At 63.8% G+C, this 20,796-nt stretch carries 18 protein-coding genes and 1 pseudogene; 7 read left to right on the top strand and 12 right to left on the bottom strand.

Going from position 1 to position 20,796, the window contains the following annotated elements; translation table 11 throughout:
- Together ACFV4R_RS13355 and ACFV4R_RS13350 are read left to right on the top strand one after the other, a co-directional pair.
- Positions 1-861, top strand: a complete 861-nt coding sequence (locus ACFV4R_RS13355) for a hypothetical protein (protein WP_377202916.1) — start codon at positions 1-3, stop codon at positions 859-861.
- 63 nt (positions 862-924) lie between these two features.
- The gene (locus ACFV4R_RS13350; protein ID WP_377202915.1) at positions 925-2,337 is read left to right on the top strand and encodes a UDP-glucose dehydrogenase family protein; all 1,413 of its coding nucleotides are present in this window, start codon (positions 925-927) and stop codon (positions 2,335-2,337) included.
- 839 nt (positions 2,338-3,176) lie between these two features.
- On the opposite strand, the pseudogene ACFV4R_RS13345 reads toward ACFV4R_RS13350, so the two are convergent.
- A pseudogene (locus ACFV4R_RS13345) lies at positions 3,177-3,973 on the bottom strand (DUF2382 domain-containing protein).
- A gap of 353 nt (positions 3,974-4,326) precedes the next feature.
- Between ACFV4R_RS13345 and ACFV4R_RS13340 the strand changes: the two are divergent.
- Together ACFV4R_RS13340 and ACFV4R_RS13335 are read left to right on the top strand one after the other, a co-directional pair.
- Positions 4,327-4,908 carry a recombinase family protein gene (locus ACFV4R_RS13340; RefSeq protein WP_377202914.1) on the top strand — a complete coding sequence of 194 codons (582 nt, stop codon included), beginning with the start codon at positions 4,327-4,329 and terminating at the stop codon, positions 4,906-4,908.
- Positions 4,909-5,249: 341 nt separating this feature from the next.
- Positions 5,250-5,903, top strand: coding sequence for a hypothetical protein (locus tag ACFV4R_RS13335; RefSeq protein ID WP_377202913.1), 654 nt, complete (start codon positions 5,250-5,252; stop codon positions 5,901-5,903).
- Between the two features lie 73 nt (positions 5,904-5,976).
- On the opposite strand, the gene ACFV4R_RS13330 is transcribed toward ACFV4R_RS13335, so the two are convergent.
- Both ACFV4R_RS13330 and ACFV4R_RS13325 read right to left on the bottom strand, forming a co-directional pair.
- On the bottom strand, positions 5,977-6,270 hold the full coding sequence (locus tag ACFV4R_RS13330) for a hypothetical protein (protein WP_377202912.1): 294 nt from the start codon (positions 6,268-6,270) through the stop codon (positions 5,977-5,979).
- A 1,125-nt stretch (positions 6,271-7,395) separates the two neighbouring features.
- Positions 7,396-8,619 carry an MFS transporter gene (locus ACFV4R_RS13325; protein ID WP_377202911.1) on the bottom strand — a complete coding sequence of 408 codons (1,224 nt, stop codon included), beginning with the start codon at positions 8,617-8,619 and terminating at the stop codon, positions 7,396-7,398.
- Positions 8,620-8,780: 161 nt separating this feature from the next.
- On the opposite strand from ACFV4R_RS13325, the gene ACFV4R_RS13320 reads away from it, so the two are divergent.
- Positions 8,781-9,230: a MarR family winged helix-turn-helix transcriptional regulator gene (locus ACFV4R_RS13320; protein ID WP_015936163.1), complete on the top strand. Its 450-nt coding sequence runs from the start codon at positions 8,781-8,783 to the stop codon at positions 9,228-9,230.
- A gap of 93 nt (positions 9,231-9,323) precedes the next feature.
- On the opposite strand, the gene ACFV4R_RS13315 is transcribed toward ACFV4R_RS13320, so the two are convergent.
- From ACFV4R_RS13315 to ACFV4R_RS13275, 9 genes are all read right to left on the bottom strand, one after another.
- Positions 9,324-10,754, bottom strand: coding sequence for a sugar porter family MFS transporter (locus ACFV4R_RS13315; protein ID WP_377202910.1), 1,431 nt, complete (start codon positions 10,752-10,754; stop codon positions 9,324-9,326).
- Entirely contained in the window at positions 10,751-11,626 is an 876-nt protein-coding gene (locus ACFV4R_RS13310; protein ID WP_377202909.1) for a sugar phosphate isomerase/epimerase family protein, read from the bottom strand. The genes ACFV4R_RS13315 and ACFV4R_RS13310 overlap by 4 nt, the downstream gene beginning before the upstream one ends.
- A gap of 42 nt (positions 11,627-11,668) precedes the next feature.
- The gene (locus ACFV4R_RS13305) at positions 11,669-12,682 is read right to left on the bottom strand and encodes a Gfo/Idh/MocA family protein (RefSeq protein ID WP_377202908.1); all 1,014 of its coding nucleotides are present in this window, start codon (positions 12,680-12,682) and stop codon (positions 11,669-11,671) included.
- A gap of 45 nt (positions 12,683-12,727) precedes the next feature.
- On the bottom strand, positions 12,728-13,639 hold the full coding sequence (locus ACFV4R_RS13300) for a sugar phosphate isomerase/epimerase (protein WP_056083841.1): 912 nt from the start codon (positions 13,637-13,639) through the stop codon (positions 12,728-12,730).
- Between the two features lie 23 nt (positions 13,640-13,662).
- Positions 13,663-15,177: a CoA-acylating methylmalonate-semialdehyde dehydrogenase gene (locus ACFV4R_RS13295; RefSeq protein ID WP_377202907.1), complete on the bottom strand. Its 1,515-nt coding sequence runs from the start codon at positions 15,175-15,177 to the stop codon at positions 13,663-13,665.
- Positions 15,178-15,220: 43 nt separating this feature from the next.
- Positions 15,221-17,191, bottom strand: a complete 1,971-nt coding sequence (gene iolD / locus ACFV4R_RS13290) for a 3D-(3,5/4)-trihydroxycyclohexane-1,2-dione acylhydrolase (decyclizing) (protein ID WP_377202906.1) — start codon at positions 17,189-17,191, stop codon at positions 15,221-15,223.
- 6 nt (positions 17,192-17,197) lie between these two features.
- Positions 17,198-18,133 carry a deoxyribose-phosphate aldolase gene (locus ACFV4R_RS13285; RefSeq protein WP_377202905.1) on the bottom strand — a complete coding sequence of 312 codons (936 nt, stop codon included), beginning with the start codon at positions 18,131-18,133 and terminating at the stop codon, positions 17,198-17,200.
- Positions 18,130-19,146: a 5-dehydro-2-deoxygluconokinase gene (gene iolC, locus ACFV4R_RS13280; RefSeq protein WP_377202904.1), complete on the bottom strand. Its 1,017-nt coding sequence runs from the start codon at positions 19,144-19,146 to the stop codon at positions 18,130-18,132. Before iolC ends, ACFV4R_RS13285 begins: the two co-directional genes overlap by 4 nt.
- A 174-nt stretch (positions 19,147-19,320) precedes the next feature.
- Positions 19,321-19,725 (bottom strand): tautomerase family protein, encoded by a 405-nt coding sequence (locus tag ACFV4R_RS13275; protein ID WP_377202903.1) that lies wholly within the window; start codon positions 19,723-19,725, stop codon positions 19,321-19,323.
- Positions 19,726-19,894: 169 nt separating this feature from the next.
- Between ACFV4R_RS13275 and ACFV4R_RS13270 the strand changes: the two genes are divergently transcribed.
- Both ACFV4R_RS13270 and ACFV4R_RS13265 read left to right on the top strand, forming a co-directional pair.
- A complete protein-coding gene (locus ACFV4R_RS13270; RefSeq protein WP_377202902.1) occupies positions 19,895-20,251 on the top strand; it encodes an ArsR/SmtB family transcription factor in 357 nt (118 codons plus the stop codon).
- Positions 20,251-20,733 (top strand): SRPBCC family protein, encoded by a 483-nt coding sequence (locus tag ACFV4R_RS13265; RefSeq protein WP_377202901.1) that lies wholly within the window; start codon positions 20,251-20,253, stop codon positions 20,731-20,733. Before ACFV4R_RS13270 ends, ACFV4R_RS13265 begins: the two co-directional genes overlap by 1 nt.
- The last annotated feature ends 63 nt before the right edge of the window (positions 20,734-20,796 follow it).

The raw sequence follows: 20,796 nt of genomic DNA, 5'->3' as shown, positions 1-20,796 counted from the left end.
GTGACGACAGCGGCTGAACTCACCAGTGCACTCGCCACCGTGCAGCCAGGAAATGCCATCCACTTGGCTGACGGCACCTACACCGGCAACTACCGGGCTACGGGAGCAGGTAGCGCCGGGCAGCCCATCACCCTGTGCGGCGGCCCCGGGGCAGTCCTCGACGGCGGCGGCGTGGAGGACGGCTACGTCTTGCACCTGGAACAGGCCTCGTACTGGGTACTGCAGGGATTCACCGTCCGGAACGGGCAAAAAGGTGTCATCGCCGACGAGACAGACCACTCCCTGATCCAGGGCCTGACCGTCGAAAACGTCGGTGACGAAGCCATCCATCTGCGCCGGTTCAGCTCGGACAACAAGGTCATCGCAAACACCGTCCGCGGCGCCGGACTGAGGAAACCCAAATTCGGCGAAGGCATCTACATCGGCACCGCGGAGAGCAACTGGTGCGACGTCAGCGCCTGCGAGCCGGACAAAAGCGACCGCAACGAAATCCGCGGCAACACGGTCTCGGACACTACAGCCGAAAGCGTGGACATCAAGGAAGGCACCTCGGACGGCGTCCTGCTCGACAACAGCTTCGACGGCACCGGCATAACCGATGCCGACTCCTGGGTCGATGTCAAAGGCAAGGACTGGCGCATCGAAGGAAACACCGGCAGGAACTCGCCGATGGACGGGTTCCAGACCCACGAAATCCTTGACGGCTGGGGCACGGGAAACGTCTTCCGTAACAACACCGCGGAAGTCAACGGCCCCGGGCACGGCTACGCGATGAAACCCGCGCTCGACAACATCGTTGACTGCAGCAACAAAGCCTCGCAGGCGGAACAGGGGCTTTCCAACATCCCCTGTACTAACTAGAGGGAACGCCGGCCACCCCGGCGAACTGCCCAATCCTCCACTAACGACGGAATCGAGAAACTGATGAACAACCTTCTTTCCTTCAGTGCGCCCAAAATCACCGTCATTGGTACGGGATACCTCGGTGCGACACACGCAATCTGCATGGCCGTCATGGGCTTTGAAGTCCTGGGGTACGACATCGACGAGGACAAGATCTCGCGGCTCTCAGCAGGCGAAGTGCCCTTCTACGAACCCGGGCTGCCGGAGAAGCTCCAGGAAGCCCTCGCGTCCGGGCGTTTGAAATTCACCACGGACCTGGACGAAGTGGCAGAGTTCGGCGACGTGCACTTCATCTGTGTCGGCACCCCGCAGGCTCCCAATTCGTTTGCTGCCAACCTCGCCTATGTCGAGAACGCCTTCGCTGGGCTGGCGGCACGCATCACACGCAAGTCCCTCCTCGTGGGGAAATCAACAGTTCCGATCGGCACCGCCGCACGGCTCGCGGCGATGGTTGCCGACATCTCTCCGCTGGGAACAGACCTGGAAGTGGCATGGAACCCGGAATTCCTGCGCGAGGGATTCGCAGTTCAAGACACCCTTCACCCCGACCGCCTCGTGTTCGGCGTGGCATCGGCCTGGTCGGAGTCCATGCTCCGCCGGGCGTTCGATCCGCTGCTCCGCGACGGCACCCCGCTGATCGTGGCCGACATGCCTACGGCGGAGCTGGTGAAGGTGGCGGCGAACTCCTTCCTGGCCACGAAGATCTCCTTTGTCAACGCCATGGCCGAAGTCTGTGAAGCCACTGCTGCAGATGTCAGCCTGCTTGCGGAGGCCTTGAGCCTGGACGACCGGATCGGCGGCCGGTTCCTTAAACCCGGCCTGGGCTTCGGCGGCGGGTGCCTGCCTAAGGACATCCGAGCCTTCAAGCACCGCGCAGAACAACTTGGCGTAGGTCAGGCCGTCCGCTTCCTCGGCGAGGTCGACTCCATCAACAACCGACGCCGGGTCCGTACAGTAGACCTGGTGCGGGAGCTGGCGGGAGGGGATCTATCGGGGGCCAAGGTAGCTGCCCTGGGTGCCGCCTTCAAACCCAATTCTGACGACGTGCGGGACGCCCCGGCCCTGGACGTTGCCCGGATGCTTTACCTCGAAGGCGCTGTGGTCACGGTGTACGACCCCGAAGCCAACACCAACGCCCACCGCAAATACCCTGACCTGAACTATGCCCAGTCCCTGGCAGCTGCAGTGGAAGACGCCGACGTAGTGGCGCTTCTTACGGAATGGAACGAATTCTGCTCAGCGGACCCGGAGTACCTGGGCGGCCTGGTGAAGCACCGGAAAATCGTAGACGGACGGCATGCCCTGAATTTCCGACGATACATAGACGCCGGTTGGGAATACCGCGCCCTGGGCAGGCCTCACCGGGCCCCTGCGACAGCAGTCCAAGTGCCGGAGCCCGTGGAGAGCCCGGCGCCGGAAGCGTTCCTTCAATAAAAACCATGGGCGTGCCGGAGGCGGGGAGGCTCGCAAGGCCCCGCCTCCGAAACGCCGCGGCCAGCAGCTTCCAGTTCTTCCGTGATAGTGACTTCGCGGCCTTCCAGCACACCAGGAGTCCGCTTATTACCAGTCGCACTTCGCCCAGCGAGTGCGGGATGAAGGCCAGGATGTCGGCGGGGCCGGTGAATTTGATGAAGTCGTTCAGGTGCTGTTCCTTCCTGCCGAGAAGTTAGGTGGGTGGGGCGGCCAGTGGTGACCGGCCAGCTTCCCCTCTCCCCCACTAGTTCTGCTGGCGAAGCTTGCGGAGCTGTAGCCGACGGAGGCCTCTCTACCTGCAGAGCGTGTGGCGCTCCAAAAGGGTTTCCAAACCCGAATCACCATGGGTCAACACGGAGGAACTGAAAGCCAACCGCAGTGATCCCAATGCCGACGCTGACCTTACTTCCGGCCGGATGTAGAAGCGTGTTACGGGAGAGCCGGAAAAAGGATCCGGACGCTTCATCGCGCCCAGCCAGCCAGCACCAGACCCACAGCTTCACAGATTCATCGGTGATCCCAGGGGTCCTGACCCGGTCGCCCGCCGCCTGTCCAACGAAGAACCGGCGCAGGTGCTGGATGCTCTTTACGGAAGCCTTGATACTCCTGAGCCTGAGCTGGGGACTGTCTATTGGTACGAAGCGTGCCTTGAGGAGAGTCTGCGCAGGCATGGGCCGGAACAGACGCGATTCGATGAGGAGTCGTCCCGCGCATGAAACGGCCCCCGGAAGAAGAAAGTTCAACTCCGGGGGCGTTGTGTTCAATGCTGGCGGCCTGTCAGCCAGCCAACCTGTAGTTGATTAGCGGCGGGTATCGTCGGTGCCGTCGGTATCGATGTGTTCCTTGCGGACTTCTTCGCTGACGGTCTTCTCGTCGCGGACAACGTCCTTATCGAGACGGACCCTTTCGACGGGGACGGCTTCCTTCTCGACCACGGGACGTTCCTCGTGCAGGATCACCTCGTGTTCCTCTTCGCTGATCGCCGGCCCGGACAGTGCGTCGCCGCGGTTGGCATCCGTAATCGGCTCGCGCTCAATGCGGACTTCTTCACGCTCCACAGGGATGGTCTTGGTGACGTTCTCGGTGGTGACGTACTTACGGAGCCGTGCGCGAGCGACTTCCTCGCGTTCCTTACCGACGTGCAGCTGCTCCTCGGAGCGGGTCATCGCGTCATCGGTCGTGGGGCCGGAAGTGTCGTGACCGACGGTGCCGCGTGCTGCGGTGTCGTCGTAGTCTCTGGCAGTTCCGGTCGTGGCGTCCCTGTTGGTGTAGCCGCGGCCGCCGGCGAGGCGGTAGTGCTCGTAGAGCCGGTCCTCTTCGGCGGGGTCAAGGTGCCCGTTTGGGTCAACACCTGGGGCGTCCTTGACCTGGTCCTTGGTGTAGGGCACGACGAGGTCATCGCCTTCGATCCGTGCCTCCTGGATGGGCACGAAGGATTCACGGGTGCCGAACAGTCCTGTTTTGACCGTGACCCAGTTGGGGCGACCGGTCTCATCGTCGGCGTAGACCTGGCCGACGCCGCCGATCTTTTCCCCGTTGGTGCCGATGATGTTGCCGCGCCTTCGAGCAGGCGGTCGATGTGTTCGTTGCTAATCATTGGTGCTCCTTTGGGATTCTCGATCTGTTATCGTTCGCCACGGTCGAGGTTGGGCGCGGCCCCTTCTAGACCACGTCCGCCCGCGGGCCGGACAGCAACGCTTGGCGTCACTTTGAACTTGCCCCCCATCTATCTAAACCACAGAGCAAATAAGATAGCAAGCATGCTTATTACTGCTATCCAGTATGCGGGTGGACCGTTAGCCATCCTTCTCAAAAACAAAGGATTCCGAGAAAGCATCGAATCGAGAATGTCGGATCGATCGCTCAGCCGCGCCCTGGTTCTCACAAATAGTTCTCGAAACTTTAAGGTCGAACTGCGATCCCGAACCGAGTTTTGAGAAGAGAAAACCCATGACCACGCACCGCATCGGCTACGCCCGGGTTTCCACCCGGGACCAGAACCTGGACCTGCAGCGCGACGCCCTACAGAAGGCCGGATGCGACAAGATCTACAAAGACACGATCAGCGGCACCAAGTCCCAACGCCCCGGCCTCGACCAGGCGCTGGACAACCTGCGCGAAGGCGACACCCTGGTGGTGTGGAAGCTGGACCGCCTGGGCCGGAGCGTGAAAGACCTCCTGGATTTCGCCGGCGGACTGAATGACCGCGGCGTAGGATTCGTCAGCCTCACCGACGCCATCGACACCACCACGGTCTCCGGACGCTTCTTTTTCAACGTCATGGCTTCCCTGGCCCAGATGGAACGGGAACTCATGGTCGAACGCACGCAGGCCGGACTGCAGGCCGCACGCGAAAAAGGACGTATCGGCGGCCGCAAACGCATCATGACGGATGCCAAGATCCGCTCAGCCCGCAAGCTCCTGAACCAAGGAACACCACCCCGGGAGGTCGCCGACACCCTGGGAGTCTCCGTGCCCACCCTTTACCGATGGGTCCCGGCAGCAGGCGTGGCCGAGGTACCAAAGAAGTAGGTCCCGCTGGTTGGTGCAGGTGACTTCTGAAAAAGATGACTGTTGGTGCGGAGGACTATTGAGCAGAATGTTTGTCCGTGCAGGGCACTTCTGACATTTGGATGTCCATACTCGTCTGCACTACCCCGGAGTTCCGCGGGCATCAGTGCAGACGACTTCTGAAAAGGACAGGAACGCTGCGGCAGGCTCGGTCGGCACGGTGAGGGACCGGCTTACGGACGCGGCGCGGGCCAACGGTGATAATGCGAGCGCGCAAAAGTTGTTGGCAGCGGGCTGACTTTTTTGATCAGGGGTTACAGCATTTGTCTAACTGCGTTAGACATGTCCATGGGAAGAAAACGATGAACGGGATTGACGGACTTATGGCCGGGTCCAACGAGCGTTGGGCAGAGGCCAAAAGAAGAGCTCAAGGCATCCAGGACAACGGCCTCGGTGATGCCCTGAAAACCTATTACACCCGCTACTTCCCGGTTGGATTAGTCCTCTCGGTCGCTGCCGGCACGGTCGTCGGAGCGCTAATCTTTCCCGACGCCCCAGAAAAGGGGCTGACCTTTCTTGCGTTTGGAATCGTGCTCGGCGCCATCGCTGTCTTTATAGGCGGACTGATCTATAACGCGAAGAAAGTTGTACCTGCCGCCCAGGTGGGGAGGATTGACGTACTGGTCTCGCTGGAGACCGCCGAACGAAAGCGAGTCCGTCGACAAATCGCAGGAAAGGCACCCCTCGACCAAGAACATCTTCCAGTGATCCGGGCCGCAGCGGTGCAGTTGAGGAAGAACCTTGCCACGCTCCTGCTCATCCAGCCGATGATCCCCCTCGTCTTCGTACCTCAAGCCCTGAACTTTGCCAGACGTGGGGACATCCTATTTGGATGGGCGATGGCGATCGGCGCGGCAGTAGTGGTCATAGGGCTTGGATTTCTCGCCCGTGACTTTCGGCGGGCGGGCCGATTCCTAGCGCTCACGCGCGCGCAGGCCGACCCGGAAAATTCGTAGAGGCCCTTGGGTTCAGCGTCTAGGATGCAGCTATGCGGCGATGGGGCGCTGTTTTTAGCCGCTGTCGTCGTTGCTAGGTTGTTCTAGAGACTTTCAGTAGGAAGTCCAGAGTAGTCCGTCCGGCCAGCACGGCCGCCACATGTTCTTCACCTAGGCCAGCTTCAGCAGCAATCGCAAGTGGAGATATGCCTGAGTCGCCCATGGCTCGCAAAGCCTCATCTAGCTTGCGAGCGTGGTCTTCAGCGGCTAGGAGGAGGGTTTGAAGGGAAACACCGTTTCCTCTCGCAATCGCAACTAGTGCGGGATCAGGGGCCTTCCAAGGGGGATCCTCGGAAGAGAACTTTGACTCGAAGGGCTGATCAGTCATGTAGACCATTGTCCAACGACAATACGACAGGACGCCTAATTGGCCCTATGTCTATATCGGCCAATGACTGGGATGGTCATGAACACGGAGCATCCTCCCGCGCGCCCCGACACTCAAGCGAAAGACCGTTATGATTCTGCGAACGAGTGAAACGGCCAAAACATAAAGTCGGCTTCCGTTCGAATAGGGATGGCTTATCGGACGGCAGGATTCTGCAACAGTAGGTAGACCAGTGGGACGCGCTGGTGTCCGCTCAGGCGAACTAGTAAGTCATTTGGGGGAATGAATGCGTACATGGATCCGTGTCAGCGCGGCGGTCGCAATCTTGTGCGGCGCGACGGTCGTTGGCATTCAAATCTATTTGGCTATCGGTCGTGCCACAGGTCAAGTGTGGTCCAGCTTCAGCGAAGCCGGGCCGCATTGGCCCTTCGCAGTCTCGTACTTCGCGATTCCAGTGGGGCTCTTTGCCTTCGCCTCGTGGTTCGCCCTGGTTCTGCAGAAGGACAAGCTGGATCGCCGATTCGGCCAACACCGATAACCGGGAGGTTCCCAAGCGCCCGCTTAGGGATCCTTTACCGCACAAGGCTAAGTCCATGAAACCGCCGAGAGCGGCGGGGGTACCCCTGCCGCTCTTGGTCTGCGGTGTCATTGGGAGGACTACTCTCCACAGCGACGACGCCGTCGCCTCTGTCAATGCTCTGAAGTGGTTTCATAAGGTTTCCGAGGCACAGTGGCTGAGTTCTTTCGCCTGTGGCGCCACCACAGGAAAAGACCCCAGAATCCGAGAGCCACGGCTAAGACTGCTGCAACTCCTCGCCACCAGACAAAAGGCTGCCACAGCGCGAACAGGATCGCCCAAACGAAGAACGAGGCGCTTATCCAAGGATTCGGAATTTTATCGGCCACGTGGCCACCTTTCGAATGTGATAAGGAATGAAGCAGACTACCAGCCAGCACAACTGGCAAGGGTGAGTCCGATGCCCGCCAACGTGCCGGCCAGGGCCCAGCCGACCACCGCTCCACCTGGGGCGAACACAGTAACCATGCCCAAACCCACGCCCAAGGCGCAGGAGACAACACTTTTGTCCGGCTAAGCGGGCCTCCATCGCGTACTTGGCGGATGTTTCAGACGCGGACCGCGCCTGCGGCCTCCGCCGACGCCCCACGCGGAGCTTCGGCCGGCGTACCTATGCGGGTTTCGCTCCGCTTGGCAGCCGTCGCAGCGAAGGCCATGACGGCCACGCCCGCCAGGGTGATGACAGCTCCGGCCCAAATGGGCGATGTGTACCCGAAGCCTGCCGTAATGGTGACGCCGCCTAGCCAGGCCCCCAGGGCGTTCCCCACATTGAAGGCGCCGATGTTGGCGCCGGAGGCCAGGGTAGGCGCACCCGGAGCGTACTTCATGACGCGCATCTGCAGTCCGGGAACGGTGGCGAAGCCGAATCCGCCCATCAGCACGAGGGAGACCACGGTCAGCACGGGGTTGGCTGCCACCAGGGCGAATGCCACCAGCACCACAGCAAGGACGGCGAGCACCACCAGCAGGGTGCGGTCCACGTTCCGGTCCGCCGCTTTGCCGCCAAGGGTGTTACCGGCGAACAGCCCCACGCCAAACACGATCAGGAGCCACGGGACGGTTGAGGTGGCGAATCCCGACACTTCTGTGAGGGTGTAAGCAATGTACGTGAACGCGCCGAACATGCCGCCGAAGCCCAGGACCGTCACTACGATGGACAGCCACACCTGGCCGGAGCGGAACGCGCCAAGCTCTGAACGCAGGCTTCCGCCGGCTTCTGCTGCGCCGGCCTGCCGAGGCACCAGGGCCAGGATGCCGGCGAGCGCCGCCACACCGATCACGGTGATGGCCCAGAAGGTGGCCCGCCAACCAGCAGCCTGGCCCAGCAGCGTCCCGAACGGTACACCCAGGACGTTGGCGGCCGTGAGCCCGGTGAACATCAGGGCGATGGCACCGGCCTTCTTGCTGGGCGGCACCATGCCTGCGGCAACCACCGCCCCGATGCCGAAGAAGGCACCATGCGCGAGTGCGGCGATGACCCGTCCCAGCATCATGGGCCAGTAGTCAGCAGCCGTTGCGGACAGCAGGTTCCCGGCGATGAACAGCACCAGCAGGCCGGCCAGGACGGGTTTGCGCTCCAGCCTGGTCACGGCCGCCGTCAATCCCAGGGCGCCCACCACCACGGCGAGCGCGTAGCCCGAGATGAACCATCCGGCAGACGCCTCGCTCACCCCGAAGTCGGCGGCAACGTCAGGCAGGAGGCCCGCGATAACGAATTCGGTAAGTCCAATGCCAAACCCTCCAAGGGCGAGGGCGATCAGGCCAACAGGCATGGTGATGCTCCTTTGAGCTGTTCTGGTTGTTCTGAGGGGGAATGGCGCCTAAAATAGTTGCAGGCGCGGTATTTATTGTTGCACATGCAAATATACCGCGCAAGCAACTATCTCTATCGCTGGCAGCGGTCCTCCGCAGCCGCTTACCGGAAGGAGCATCCATGGGCATCAAGGACGACGCCGTCGAGGTCCGCGCGCAGGGCTGGCGAACCCTGGCGGCCCTGCACGGCCTGATCGAGGGCGAGCTGGAACGGTCCCTTCAGGCGGAGTCCCAACTGTCCGTGGTGGAGTACACCGTCCTGGACGCCTTGAACCGCCAGGACGGCTGGCACATGCGCATGCAGCAGCTGGCCCGGGCCACGGCCCTCAGCCCCAGTGCCACCACCCGCCTGGTGAACCGGCTCGAGGACCGGGGCCTGCTGACCAGGATCCTCTGCGACGACGACCGGAGGGGCATCTACACCGAGCTCACCCCCAGCGGAAGCACGCTGCTTGCCGAAGCCCGCCCGGTCCACGACGCCACGCTGGAACGTGCGCTTGAACAGGCGCAGGCGCTGCCGGAACTTGCACCCCTGGTGGGTGCGCTGCCCACGCTTCACGTTCCGGCGTAGTCACGGCCCAACCTTCCAGCACCAACAGAAGATGCCCCTCCGGGAATCACCGGAGGGGCATCACCTGTTGGGGCGCAACGATAGGCGGCCGGGCTAGTTCAGCTTCCCGGCGGCGGCCCCGGGCTTCTGCCCGGCCACGTTCTTGAAGTAGTGCTCCAGGTCCTCAAGGCTCTTGTCCTTGGTCTCCGGAACGTACTTCGCGGCAAATGCGATGGCACCCACACCCAGTACGGCGAAAACAAAGAACGTGTTGGACAGCCCGATGGCCGCAAGGAGCTGCGGGAAGCCAAAGCCCACCAGGAAGTTGACGATCCACAGCAGGAACGCGGACGCGCCCATGCCCAGGCCGCGGATCTTCAGCGGGAAGATCTCGGAAAGCATCAGCCAGGTGACCGGTGAGATGGCGCCCTGCTGGAAGGCCAGGAACGTCACGGTGAGCGCCAGGATGACGAAACCCCGGACGGAGCCCTCCGGCAGGATCAGTGAGAAGAACCCGATCAGCAGCAGCGCCGTCGTGGTGCCTGCCTGTCCGGTGATCAGCATCCTGCGGCGGCCCACTTTGCCCAGCAGCCAGATCCCTACGAAAGTGGCCAGCACCGAAATGACGCCGTTGGCGATGTTGGCGGTCAGTGCCGCTTCGCGGCCGAAGCCCGACTCCGACAGGATCTGGGTGCCGTAGTACATGATCGAGTTGACGCCGGTGATCTGCTGGATCACCGCCAGGCCCAGCCCCACGAAGAAGATCCGGCGGAGCCACGGAATGCCGAGGTCCTTCCAGGTGCCCATCTTGGACTTGTAGTCCTCCACGGCCATGGCCTTGACTTCCTCGAACTCCTTCCGCGCCGCTTCCTGGGACCGGATGCGCTGGAGCACGCTGAGTGTTTCACCGAAGCTGCCCATGGACGCGAGCCAGCGCGGGCTTTCGGGCATGAAGTTCATCCCGATCCACAGCGCGATGGCGGGAAGCGTGGCGATCACCAGCATCCAGCGCCAGATGCCGCCGGATTCGCCGAACGTGTTGCCGAGGTAGGCGTTGAAGATGAAGGCCAGCAGCTGCCCGGTGACGATCATCAACTCGTTCTGCGTGACAATCCGCCCGCGACGGTCGCTCGGCGATACTTCCGCAAGGTAGACCGGGACGGTAACGGAGGCGCCGCCCACGGCCAGGCCCAGGATGAACCTGGCGGCGATCATCACTTCAGTGCTTGGTGAGAACGTGCAGGCCAGTGTGCCGATCAGGAAGATGACGGCCAGGACCATGATCATCTTGCGGCGGCCGTTGCGGTCGGCCAGCCGGCCGCCGAACAGTGCACCGAAGGCAGCACCGAACAGCAGCGAGGATGTCACCAGGCCCTCTGTGAGCGGCGTCAGGCCGAGGTCTTCCTGCATGTACGGCAGCGCGCCGTTGATCACCCCCGTGTCGTACCCGAACAGCAGTCCGCCGAACGTAGAGATGATGGTGACTGTCCGGAGCGCCTTCTTGTGGTTCCCGGGCTTGGTTTCGGTATGCGCAGGCACACTCATACGCTGACCTTCTGGACGTACTGCTCGATGGTGTCCAGCTGGTACCGGGAGACCTCGTCAGCATTGTCGTCCTCAGCGAAGACGCTCGAGACCATCACGGTGTCCTCGCGGTCCAGGAAGCCGATTTCCTTGAGCCCTCCGAAGAACTCGTCCCAGTTCACGTCGCCGTCGCCAACCTTCAGGTGCTGGTGGACGCGGACCGGGTTGCCCGGCGGGTTGGTGATGTAGCGCAGGCCGTGCGAGGCGTGGTGGTCCATGGTGTCGGCCACGTGGACCAGGCGGAGCTTGTCCCCCGCCGCGCGCATGATCTCCAGCGGCTGGTTCTTCATGTGGAAGCTGTGCGAGGCCACGTAGACCATGCCCACGTTCTTCGAGTTCACGCCCCGGATCACGCGGATGGCCGCCAGACCCTCTTCCACGAAGTCGTCGGGGTGGGGGTCGATCAGCAGGTCGATGCCCTCACGTTCGATGATGGGCAGCAGTTCCTCCATGGACCGGTAGAACGCCCGCTCGGATTCCTCCGCCTTTTCGGGCCGGCCGCTGAACTCCGTGTTCATGGTGCTGACGCCCAGGTCCACGGCAATCTGGATGGCTCGCTTCCAGTACCGGACCGCCGCTTCACGGGCGTCCTCGTCCGGCCCGGACCAGCGAAGCACCGGGAGGATGGACGCGATCTCGATCCCGGCGTCCTTGCAGGCCTTGCCCAGCTGGCCAACGAGCTCATCGTCGGCCTTGGGGTGGTTGTAGAACGGGATAAAGTCCGCGTGCGGGGTCATCTGCATGTACTTGTAGCCAAGGTCCGCCACCACCCGCGGAAACTCCAGGAGGCTGTGCGAGTGGTGGTACGGGGTGGGGTCAAGTGCGATTTTCACGTAAACACTCCATTGTGGATCAGGAAGGCCGGAAAGGTGGAACTAGCTGTAGAGGTCCGGCTTGGCGGCCAGCTTCACTGCCACCTTCTCGCCGTTCTTCTGCGCTTCGACGCCGGCTTCGCAGCACGCCGCGGTGGCGTACCCGTCCCAGGCGGAGGGGCCGCCGATTTCGCCCTTAAGTGCCGCGTCCACCCAAGACTGGATTTCGACGTCGTACGCCGCACCGAAGCGCTCCTCGAACCCGGGCGTGACGTTGCCGCCCCAGCGGCCGGCGCTGCGGGTGTAGGGGCCCTTGTCACCGCCGATGCTGACGACGCCTTCCTCGAAGGACGCCTGGGTAGCCACTTCGTAGCCGTACTTTGCGTTGACGTAGATTTCGACGTCGGCCAGGACACCGGACTCCGTCTCGATTAGGACGTGCTGGGGGTCGTGCTGGCCGGCCGGGGCGTTCTTAGTGGCCTTGCCGAGGCGGACCTGGACAGAGGTGATTTCCTCGCCGGTGAAGAACCGGATGGCGTCAAACTCGTGGACCACGGAGTCATTGATCAGCATCTCGTTGGTGAAGCCTGCCGGGGTGGTGGGGTTGCGGTGCTGGTGGTGGAGCATCAGCAGTTCGCCGAGTTCCTGGTTCCGGATGATGGAGCCAAGGGCGGCGTACTCGGCGTCGAAGCGGCGCATGAAGCCCACCTGGATGCGCTTGCGGCCCAAGGCCACCTCAGCCTCGACGATCTTCAGCGAGGACTCTGCATCCGGGGTCAGCGGCTTTTCGCAGAGGATGGGGATGTCCTTGGCGATGGCCTTGAAAAGGATGTCCTCGTGCAGGAAGCCGGGGGTGGCGATGAGGACGGCGTTGACGTCGCCGTTGTTGAGCGCTTCCTCGGCGTCAGCGAGGAACACAGCGCCCGGGATGCCTTCGATGGCGGCCTCGGCACGGGCGAGGTCAACGTCGACGACGGCGGCCACTTCGGCGCCGTGGATTCGCTGGTGGAGCCGCTGGATGTGGTCGGCGCCCATGCGCCCGGCACCGATGACGGCGACGCGGAGGGTTTCAGTCATTGTTCTGTCCTTTGAAATCTGGAGGGAGTGGGCTGTGCTGGTCCGTCAGCTGACGGCGGTGCGGGAACCGCAGGACAGCAGGTAGTTGCGGGTGCGCTTGGCGATCGGCATGGGGACATCGAAGGCCACCGGGTACATGTCCTGCTCCACGATCCCGAAGATGGGGCGGTTCAGTGCCTCCACTGCTTCGATGACGGCGCGCAGGTCGGGCAGCCCGTTCGGCGGCTCGGTCATCACGCCGGCGAGGTTGGCTGCGGCCCAGGTCATGTTTTCCTCGTTGACCTTCTTGAGGATGTCCGGGTTGATCTGCTTCAGGTGCAGGTAGCCGATGCGGTCCGGGTAGTTCTTGATCAGTTCCAGGCTGGAAGCACCGCAGTATTCGGCGTGGCCGGTGTCCAGGCACAGGTTCAGGTACTTCGAATCCGTTGCGGCGAGCAGGGTTTCGATGTCCGCTTGTGCGCCCACATGCGAATCGGCGTGCGAGTGGAACTGCTGCTGCAGGCCGAAGTCCTCCAACAGGGTCTTGCCCAGCCGGTTGTGCCCTGCGAACAGGTCGCTCCAGGCCTTCTCCGTGAGCTGGCCGCTTTCCACGGCTTCGCCGGTGACATCGTCCCGCCACATGGCAGGAATGACCACGATGTGCTCGCCACCCATTGCGGCGGTGAGTTCGGCCACCTTGCGGGCCGGTTCCCAGGCGGTCTCCCACTGGTCAAGGCCGCGGTGGAAGGCCGTGAATACAGTACCGGCGGTGACTTTGAGGTCGCGCTGCTTCAGTTCCTCGGCCAGGCGGGCGGGATCGTTGGGCAGGTAGCCATAGGGGCCCAGTTCGATCCATTTGTAGCCGGACTCGGCCACCTCGTCGAGGAACCGCTCCCACGGGGTCTGCTGGGGGTCGTCGGCGAACCAGACGCCCCAGGAGTCGGGTGCGGTGCCGATGATCAGCTTGTTCTCAGTCATGACAGCGTTGTCTCTCTCTGGTGTCAGTTGGAGGGGAAGTTGTAGGAGGCGCCGGAGGCGTGGTGGGTTTCGGGCCAGCGGGAGGTGATGACCTTGCCGCGGGTGTAGAAGGATACGCCTTCGGGGCCGTAGATGTGCTTGTCGCCGAAGAGGGAAGCCTTCCAGCCGCCGAAGGAGTGGTAAGCCACCGGGACGGGCAGGGGCACGTTGATGCCGATCATGCCCACCGTGACGGAGCGCTGGAACTTGCGGGCGGCGGCGCCGGAGGAGGTGAAGATGGCGGTGCCGTTGCCGTAGGGGTTGGCGTTGATCAGGGCGATGCCGTCTTCGAGGGTGTCGACGCGGACCACGACGAGGACGGGGCCGAAGATTTCCTCCTGGTAGGCGGTCATTTCGGTTTTGACGTGATCCAGGACGGTGGGGCCCACCCAGAAGCCGTCTTCGTGGCCGGGGACCACGAGGTCGCGGCCGTCAACCACCATGGCGGCACCGGCAGTCTCGGCTTCGGTGACGATCCGCAGGATGCGTTCCTTGGAGGCGGGCGTGATGACCGGGCCCATTTCGGCATCGGGTTCGGTGCCGTTGTTGACCTTGACGGCTTCGGCACGTTCCTGGACCTTGGCGACGAGGGCATCGGCGGCGTCCCCGACGGCGACAGCGACGGAGATGGCCATGCAGCGTTCGCCGGCGGAACCGAAGGCGGCGGCGGCCAGGTGGTCGGCGGCGTTGTCGAGGTCGGCGTCGGGCAGGATGATGGCGTGGTTCTTCGCCCCGCCCAGGGCCTGGACGCGCTTGCCGTGCTTGGTGGCGGTTTCGTGGACATACTGGGCGATCGGGGTCGAACCAACAAAGCTGATGCCGTCCACGTCCGGGTGGGTCAGCAGCCCGTCCACGGTTTCCTTGTCACCGTGCAGGACCTGGAACACACCGTCCGGGAGGCCGGCGTCCTTCCAGAGTTTGGCGAGCAGCAGGGAGGCGGAGGGGTCGCGTTCGGAGGGCTTGAGGATGAACGCGTTGCCGGTGGCGATGGCCATCGGCGCCATCCACAGCGGCACCATGACGGGGAAGTTGAACGGCGTAATGCCGGCCACCACGCCGAGGGGTTCGCGGAAGGAGAAGACATCGATGCCGGTGGAGACCTGGTCCGAGTAGTCGCCCTTGAGGAGGGTGGGGACGCCGCAGGCGTATTCGATAACCTCGAGGCCGCGGCCGATTTCGCCCTTGGCGTCGGAGAGGACCTTGCCGTGCTCGGCGGTGATCAGCTCGGCAAGGTCGTCCACATGGGCGGCGACGAGTTCACGGAACTTGAACAGAACAGCGGTGCGCTTGGCCAGGGAAATATCGCCCCAGGTATCGGCAGCGGCGCGTGCGGCCGCGACGGTGGCGTCCAGGTCGGCGCGGTTGGCCAGGCGCAGCTCAGCGGAGACCTGGCCGGTGGCCGGGTTGTAGACCGGGGTGGTGCGGTCCCCCTCGCCGGCCGTTTCGGCGCCATTGATGAAGTGGTTGATGACGGTGGTTTCAGTGGTGGTGGCAGTCATGGAACTCTTCCTTGAGTGATTCGAAGGGGATGGAGGTACAGGGTCAGCCGAGCAGTTTGCGCTGGCGGGACTTGTGGTCGGCGTAGGTCTGGAAGGCCTGCTGGGTGGAATCCAGTTCGGACACCTGGGAGACGGGGACATCCCACCAGGATTCCGATGACGGCGCGTCCAGCAGGGGGTCGGATTCGACGTGGATCAGGATGGGCCCGGTTCCTTCCGGGGCAGCCTTTGCGTCGCGGACGGCCTGTTCGAGTTCGGCGATGACCTTTCGCCCCGGTTCGATCCGGATGACCTTCACACCAAGGGACTCGGCATTGAGGGCCAGGTCCACGGGCAGGGTCTCCCCCGCGTCGAAGCTGTGCTGCGCTTCGTCCAGCTCCCGGTACTGGGTGCCGAAGCGCTGCGAGCCGAGGGATTCGGAGAGCGAGCCGATGGACGCATAGCCGTGGTTCTGGATCAGCACCACGATCAGTTTGATGCGTTCGGCGACGGCGGTGACCAGTTCGGTGTGCATCATCAGGTAGGAACCGTCGCCCACCATCACGACGACGTCCCGCACCTCCGCGCCTGGATCGCCTGCCGCCGTCGTACTTTTCGCTTCGGCGAGGGCTGCCCGCTTGACGCCGAGGCCGCCGGGGATCTCGTAGCCCATGCAGGAGTAGGCGTATTCGACGTGGTAGCCGAACGGGTCGCGGACGCGCCACATCTTGTGCAGGTCACCGGGCAGCGACCCGGCAGCGCAAATCACGACGTCGCGGGCGTCCATGGCTTTATTGGTGGCGCCGATGATCGCATTCTGGCTCACCAGCGGCGCGTAGTCCTGTGCGAAGGCCTCGTCCACCGTGTTGTCCCAGCGCTGCTTCTCGGAGGCGATCTGCTGCTCGAGGTCGGCGCCGACCCGGTAGCCGCCCAAGGCAGCGTTGAGCTTGACCAGTGCTTTGCGGGCATCGGCGACGATCGGCAGCGTAGCGCCGTGCTTGTACGCATCGATCGGGGCGACGTTGATGTTCACGAAGCGCACGTCCGGGTTCTGGAACGCGGTGCGGGACGCGGTGGTGAAGTCCTCGTAGCGGGTGCCGATGCCGATGATCAGGTCAGCGCCGGCCGCGATGGCGTTGGCCGCCGTGGTGCCGGTGGAACCGATCGCGCCAAGGGATTGCTTGTGGTCCCAGGGCAGGACGCCGACGCCGGCCTGCGTGTTGCCCACCGGAATACCGGTCAGTTCGGCGAACTTCGCCAGTTCGTCGTTGGCGTAGGCGTAGAGGACACCGCCGCCTGCAATGACCAGCGGACGCTTCGCGGAGCGGATCGCTGCGACGGCGCGGGCGATGTCCTCATCATCGGCGTCGGGGCGGCGGATCCGCCACTCCCGCTCAGCCAGGAACTCCTCGGGAACGTCGAAGGCCTCGGCCTGGACGTCCTGCGGCAGGGAAATGGTCACCGCGCCGGTTTCGGCCGGGTCCGTGAGGACGCGCAGGCCGTGGTGGAAGGCGGAGAACAGCTGCTCCGGCCGATTCACGCGGTCGAAAAACTTGGACAATGGCCGGAACGCGTCATTGACCGTGATGTCGTAGGCGTGGGGCTGCTCCAGCTGCTGCAGTACGGGGTCCGCGGCCCGGGTGGCGAACGTGTCGCTGGGCAGCAGCAGCACGGGCAGGCGGTTGGTGGTGGCCAACGCGGCACCGGTCAGCAGGTTCGAGGAACCGGGTCCGATGGAGGTGCTGATCGCGTACGTCTGGCGGCGGCGGGTGTGCCGGGCGTAGCCCACGGCCTGGTGGACCTGGGCCTGTTCGTTGCGGCCCTGGTAATACGGCATGATGGCCGGGTCCAGCTGCTGGTACTGCTTCAGCGCCTGGCCCACGCCGGCCACGTTGCCGTGCCCGAAAATCCCGAACGTGCCGGGAATGAGCCGCTCGCGGTAGTCAACCCCGTTGATGGAGTCTACGGTGTACTGCTTGGAAAGGTATTCGACGACGGCCTGGGCCACCGTCATCCTGCGCGTAGTTGTGCCCATGGCGGTTTACTCCGGAATTTCTGTGGTGTGGTGCAGGAGCGAGGCTGCGCTGGCGACGGCGCCGGCAACGTCACCGTCCGCGGGGTAGAGCAGCGTCCGGCCTACGGTGAGGCCCTGGACGCCGGGCAGGGACAGGGCAGCTCCCCAAGTGGCGAAGATTTCGTCCTGGGACCCTTCCGGGTCCCCGCCCAAGAGGACGGTGGGCATGGTGGTGGCAGCCATGACGCGTTCCATGTCCGCTACGACCGGGAGCTTCATCCAGGTGTAGGCGCTGGTCGAGCCAAGGCCCTCCGCGATGCCGATGGACTTGATCACCGCGTTGGTGGACAGGTCATTGCGGACCCTGCCGTTTTCACGGACGGACAGGAAGGGTTCCACCATGGCGATCAGCTTCCGCTCCGCCAGTGAATCGATGGCCTTCGCGGTTGCCTCAAGGGTAGCGACGGTATCCGGGTCGCCCAGGCAGATGCGGGTCAGCATCTTGCCACCGTCGGCACCCAAGGCTTCGAGGGCGGCCGCGGTGTGGCCGGTGAACCGGTCATCGAACTCATTGACCAGTCCGGCCAGGCCACCGCGGTTCATTGACCCGAAGACCAGCTTGCCGTCGAGGGCGCCCAGCAGGAGCAGGTCATCCATGATGTCCGGGGACGCCAGGATTCCGTCCACGGCAGGGTTAGCCAGGGCAATCTGCAGGCGGTCCAGCAGCTGGCGGCGGTCCGCCATCGCCACGGGGTCCGATCCGACAGCCAGTGCGCCCCGGGCGGGGTGGTCTGCGGCAACGATGAAGTTCTGCCGGCCGGCCTTCAGGCCCGGGTGGCGGCGGCGCGACTTGGCCGCACGGGCCACGGCCTCAGGGTCTTCCAGCCGGATGGTGCTCAGGTGCTCGTACCGGCGGGGATCATCGTCCACGGCCCGGCCAGTGCTAACGGGGGTGAGGGTCACAGTGCTGCTCCTTCGGGAATGGAGGCGCCGGAAACGGCACCCGGCACGGTGCGGCCGCGTTCGGCCAGCAGCGAGGTGACTTCCTCCGGCGTTGGCATGGCGTCAGCGCAGGAGAGGCGGGAGGCGACAATGGCGCCGGCGGCGTTGGCGTAGTCCAGGACCTGTTCGAGCGGCCAGCCCGAGAGCAGGCCGTGGCAGAAGGCACCGCCGAACGAATCCCCGGCGCCGAGTCCATTCAGGGTTTCCACCGGGACTGGTGCGGAGACGACGCGCTCGGTGCGGGTCTTGGCCATGACGCCCTCGGCGCCCAGCTTGACGACGGCGATCTCCACGCCGGCGGCCAGGAGGCGGTCGGCCTGTTCGTCGGGGGTTCCCTCCCCCACTGCGACGGCGCATTCCTTGTCGTTGCCGATGGCGACGGTTACGTGCGGCAGGATCTTGGCGACCTCGGCCCGGGCTTCCTCCTCGGAGGCCCAGAACATCGGCCGGTAATCCAGGTCAAGGATGGTGAACTGGCCCTCGCCGAGCCCGGTACGGGGGCGGGCTTCGTGCGCGGCGATGTGCGCGCTGCGGCTGGGCTCCTGGCAGAGGCCCGTGACAGTGGACCAGAAGATCCCTGCCTCGCGGATTGCGTCCAGGTCCAGATCTTCGGCTTTGATCTGCAGGTCCGGTGCCGTGGGGAAGCGCCCGTAGAAGTAAAGCGGGAACTCGTCCGTGGCGGGCTTGATGGCGCAGAAGGTGACGGCGGTGGGCCAGTCCTGAACCGGCGTCACGAAAGTGTCATCGACGTTGAACTTGTGCAGTTCGCGGTGCAGGTACGTGCCGAACGCGTCATCCCCGGTGCGGGTGATAACGCCGGTCCGGCGGCCGTGCCGGGCGGCGGCAACGGCAACGTTCGAGGGCGAACCGCCCAGGTACTTGCCGAAGGAGTTAACGTCCTCCAGGCCAACCCCGATGTCGTTCGGGTAGATATCAACGCTGATGCGCCCGATCGTAAGAAGCTCATGGGTCACGGTGATCGTGGACCTTTCTGGTGTGGAACGTGGCACCTTCGGAAGGCTGGTGGTCCGGGCCGTAAAGGCCGTGGTGTGGGCCACAGGCACTACTTTGCCTTAGATCGAATGTCCTGTCAAAGGTTTGTACTGACATACTTACATCAATATTAGAGCGCGCTAATTATAGGGCTGTCATTTCTTCGGAACAGCCAGTTCACCGGTGACGTACTGGGCGCGGCCGTAGCCGAAGGACCAGTCGCCCGCCGTATTTTCCACGTAGCCGATGAAGACATCCTCGCCGGCGACGCCCACCTCGGAGAGTTTCCCTGCGACGGCAGCAAACAGCTGTTGCTTGGCTTCCTGGGAGCGGCCGGCCTGCGTGAAGATCTGGATCATGACCACTCCACCCGTACGTTCGAACCCGAGGCCGGCGTCCTGGGCGACAATCTGGCCGCTCGGGTGCTCGGTGAGGATGTGGAAGTAGTCGCGCTCCGGGATGCCGTACTCGGCGAGAATGGCGTCGTGGATGCCGCGGCTCAGGCGCTGCAGCTCATCCGGGGTGCGGCCTTCATTGACATCAATGCGAACCAATGGCATTCGAGTTCTCCTTCAATAAGTTTGTACTGACATACTAACAAACCACGAATTTGGAAAACAAGACCTCTCCCCTTGCAGCCGGCGATTCGCAGGCCTATCCTTAAACAACCGAAAGGTTGATCAATGAATACGTTGAATACGAAGCAACCCTGTTAAGCAAGGACTCCCGATGATTTCCGACAGCACGGCCCTGGACTCGGCCTTCCTGGCCCTGGCCGACCCCGTCCGGCGGAGCATCATCGCCAGGCTGAGCCGTGGCCCGGCCACGGTGAATGAACTGGCGGAACCATTCGAGATCTCCAAGCAGGCGGTCTCAAAGCACATCCAGGTACTCGAGCAGGCGCAATTGGTGACCCGCACCCGGGACGCCCAGCGCAGGCCCGTCCACCTGAACCCTGCACGGCTTGAGGCGCTCACAGCGTGGATCGACCAGTACCGGCTGGTCCGCGAGGGTCAGTTCCGCAGCCTCGATGCCGTGCTTCAATCCAGCGCCGGGCAACGCGGCGCCAAGGCAAAGGAACAATGATGAGCAATTCCCTGAAGCTTTCCGTCCCCGAGGGCCTGCCCTTCATCGACTACGAGCGCGAGTTCGACTTTCCCGTGGCGGATGTCTTCCGCGCCCACAAGGAACCGGACCTGATCATCCAGTGGCTGGGCCCGCGCGGCATGAAGATGGAAATGGACCACTATGATTTCCGCAGCGGCGGCACTTACCGCTACGTCCACACCGGGCCGGAGGGGGTGCCCTACGAGTTCCGCGGGATCTTCCACACGGTCCGCGACAATGAGTTCGCGCTGCAGACCTTCGAGTTCGGCGGCTACCCGGACGTGGTCAGCTTGGAGTTCATGACCTTCGAGGATCTCGGCGGCGGCCGGTGCAGGCTCCGCGGCCACTCCGTGTACCCCAGCTTGGAAGCCCGGGACGGCATGGCGCAGTCCGGCATGGAGGGCGGCATGACCGAAGGCTATGAGCGGCTGGACGAGCTGCTGAGCGGCGCGAAGGTCTGACGGGCACCGACGAAAGGGGCGCGACGGCGGGCCCGCACCTTTGGGCCGCCAACGTTGCCACCC

Origin of the sequence: Pseudarthrobacter sp. NPDC059871 (assembly GCF_042731175.1) — a bacterium.
Classification (GTDB): Bacteria; Actinomycetota; Actinomycetes; order Actinomycetales; family Micrococcaceae; genus Arthrobacter.
This window is presented reverse-complemented; position numbering and strand designations above follow the sequence as displayed.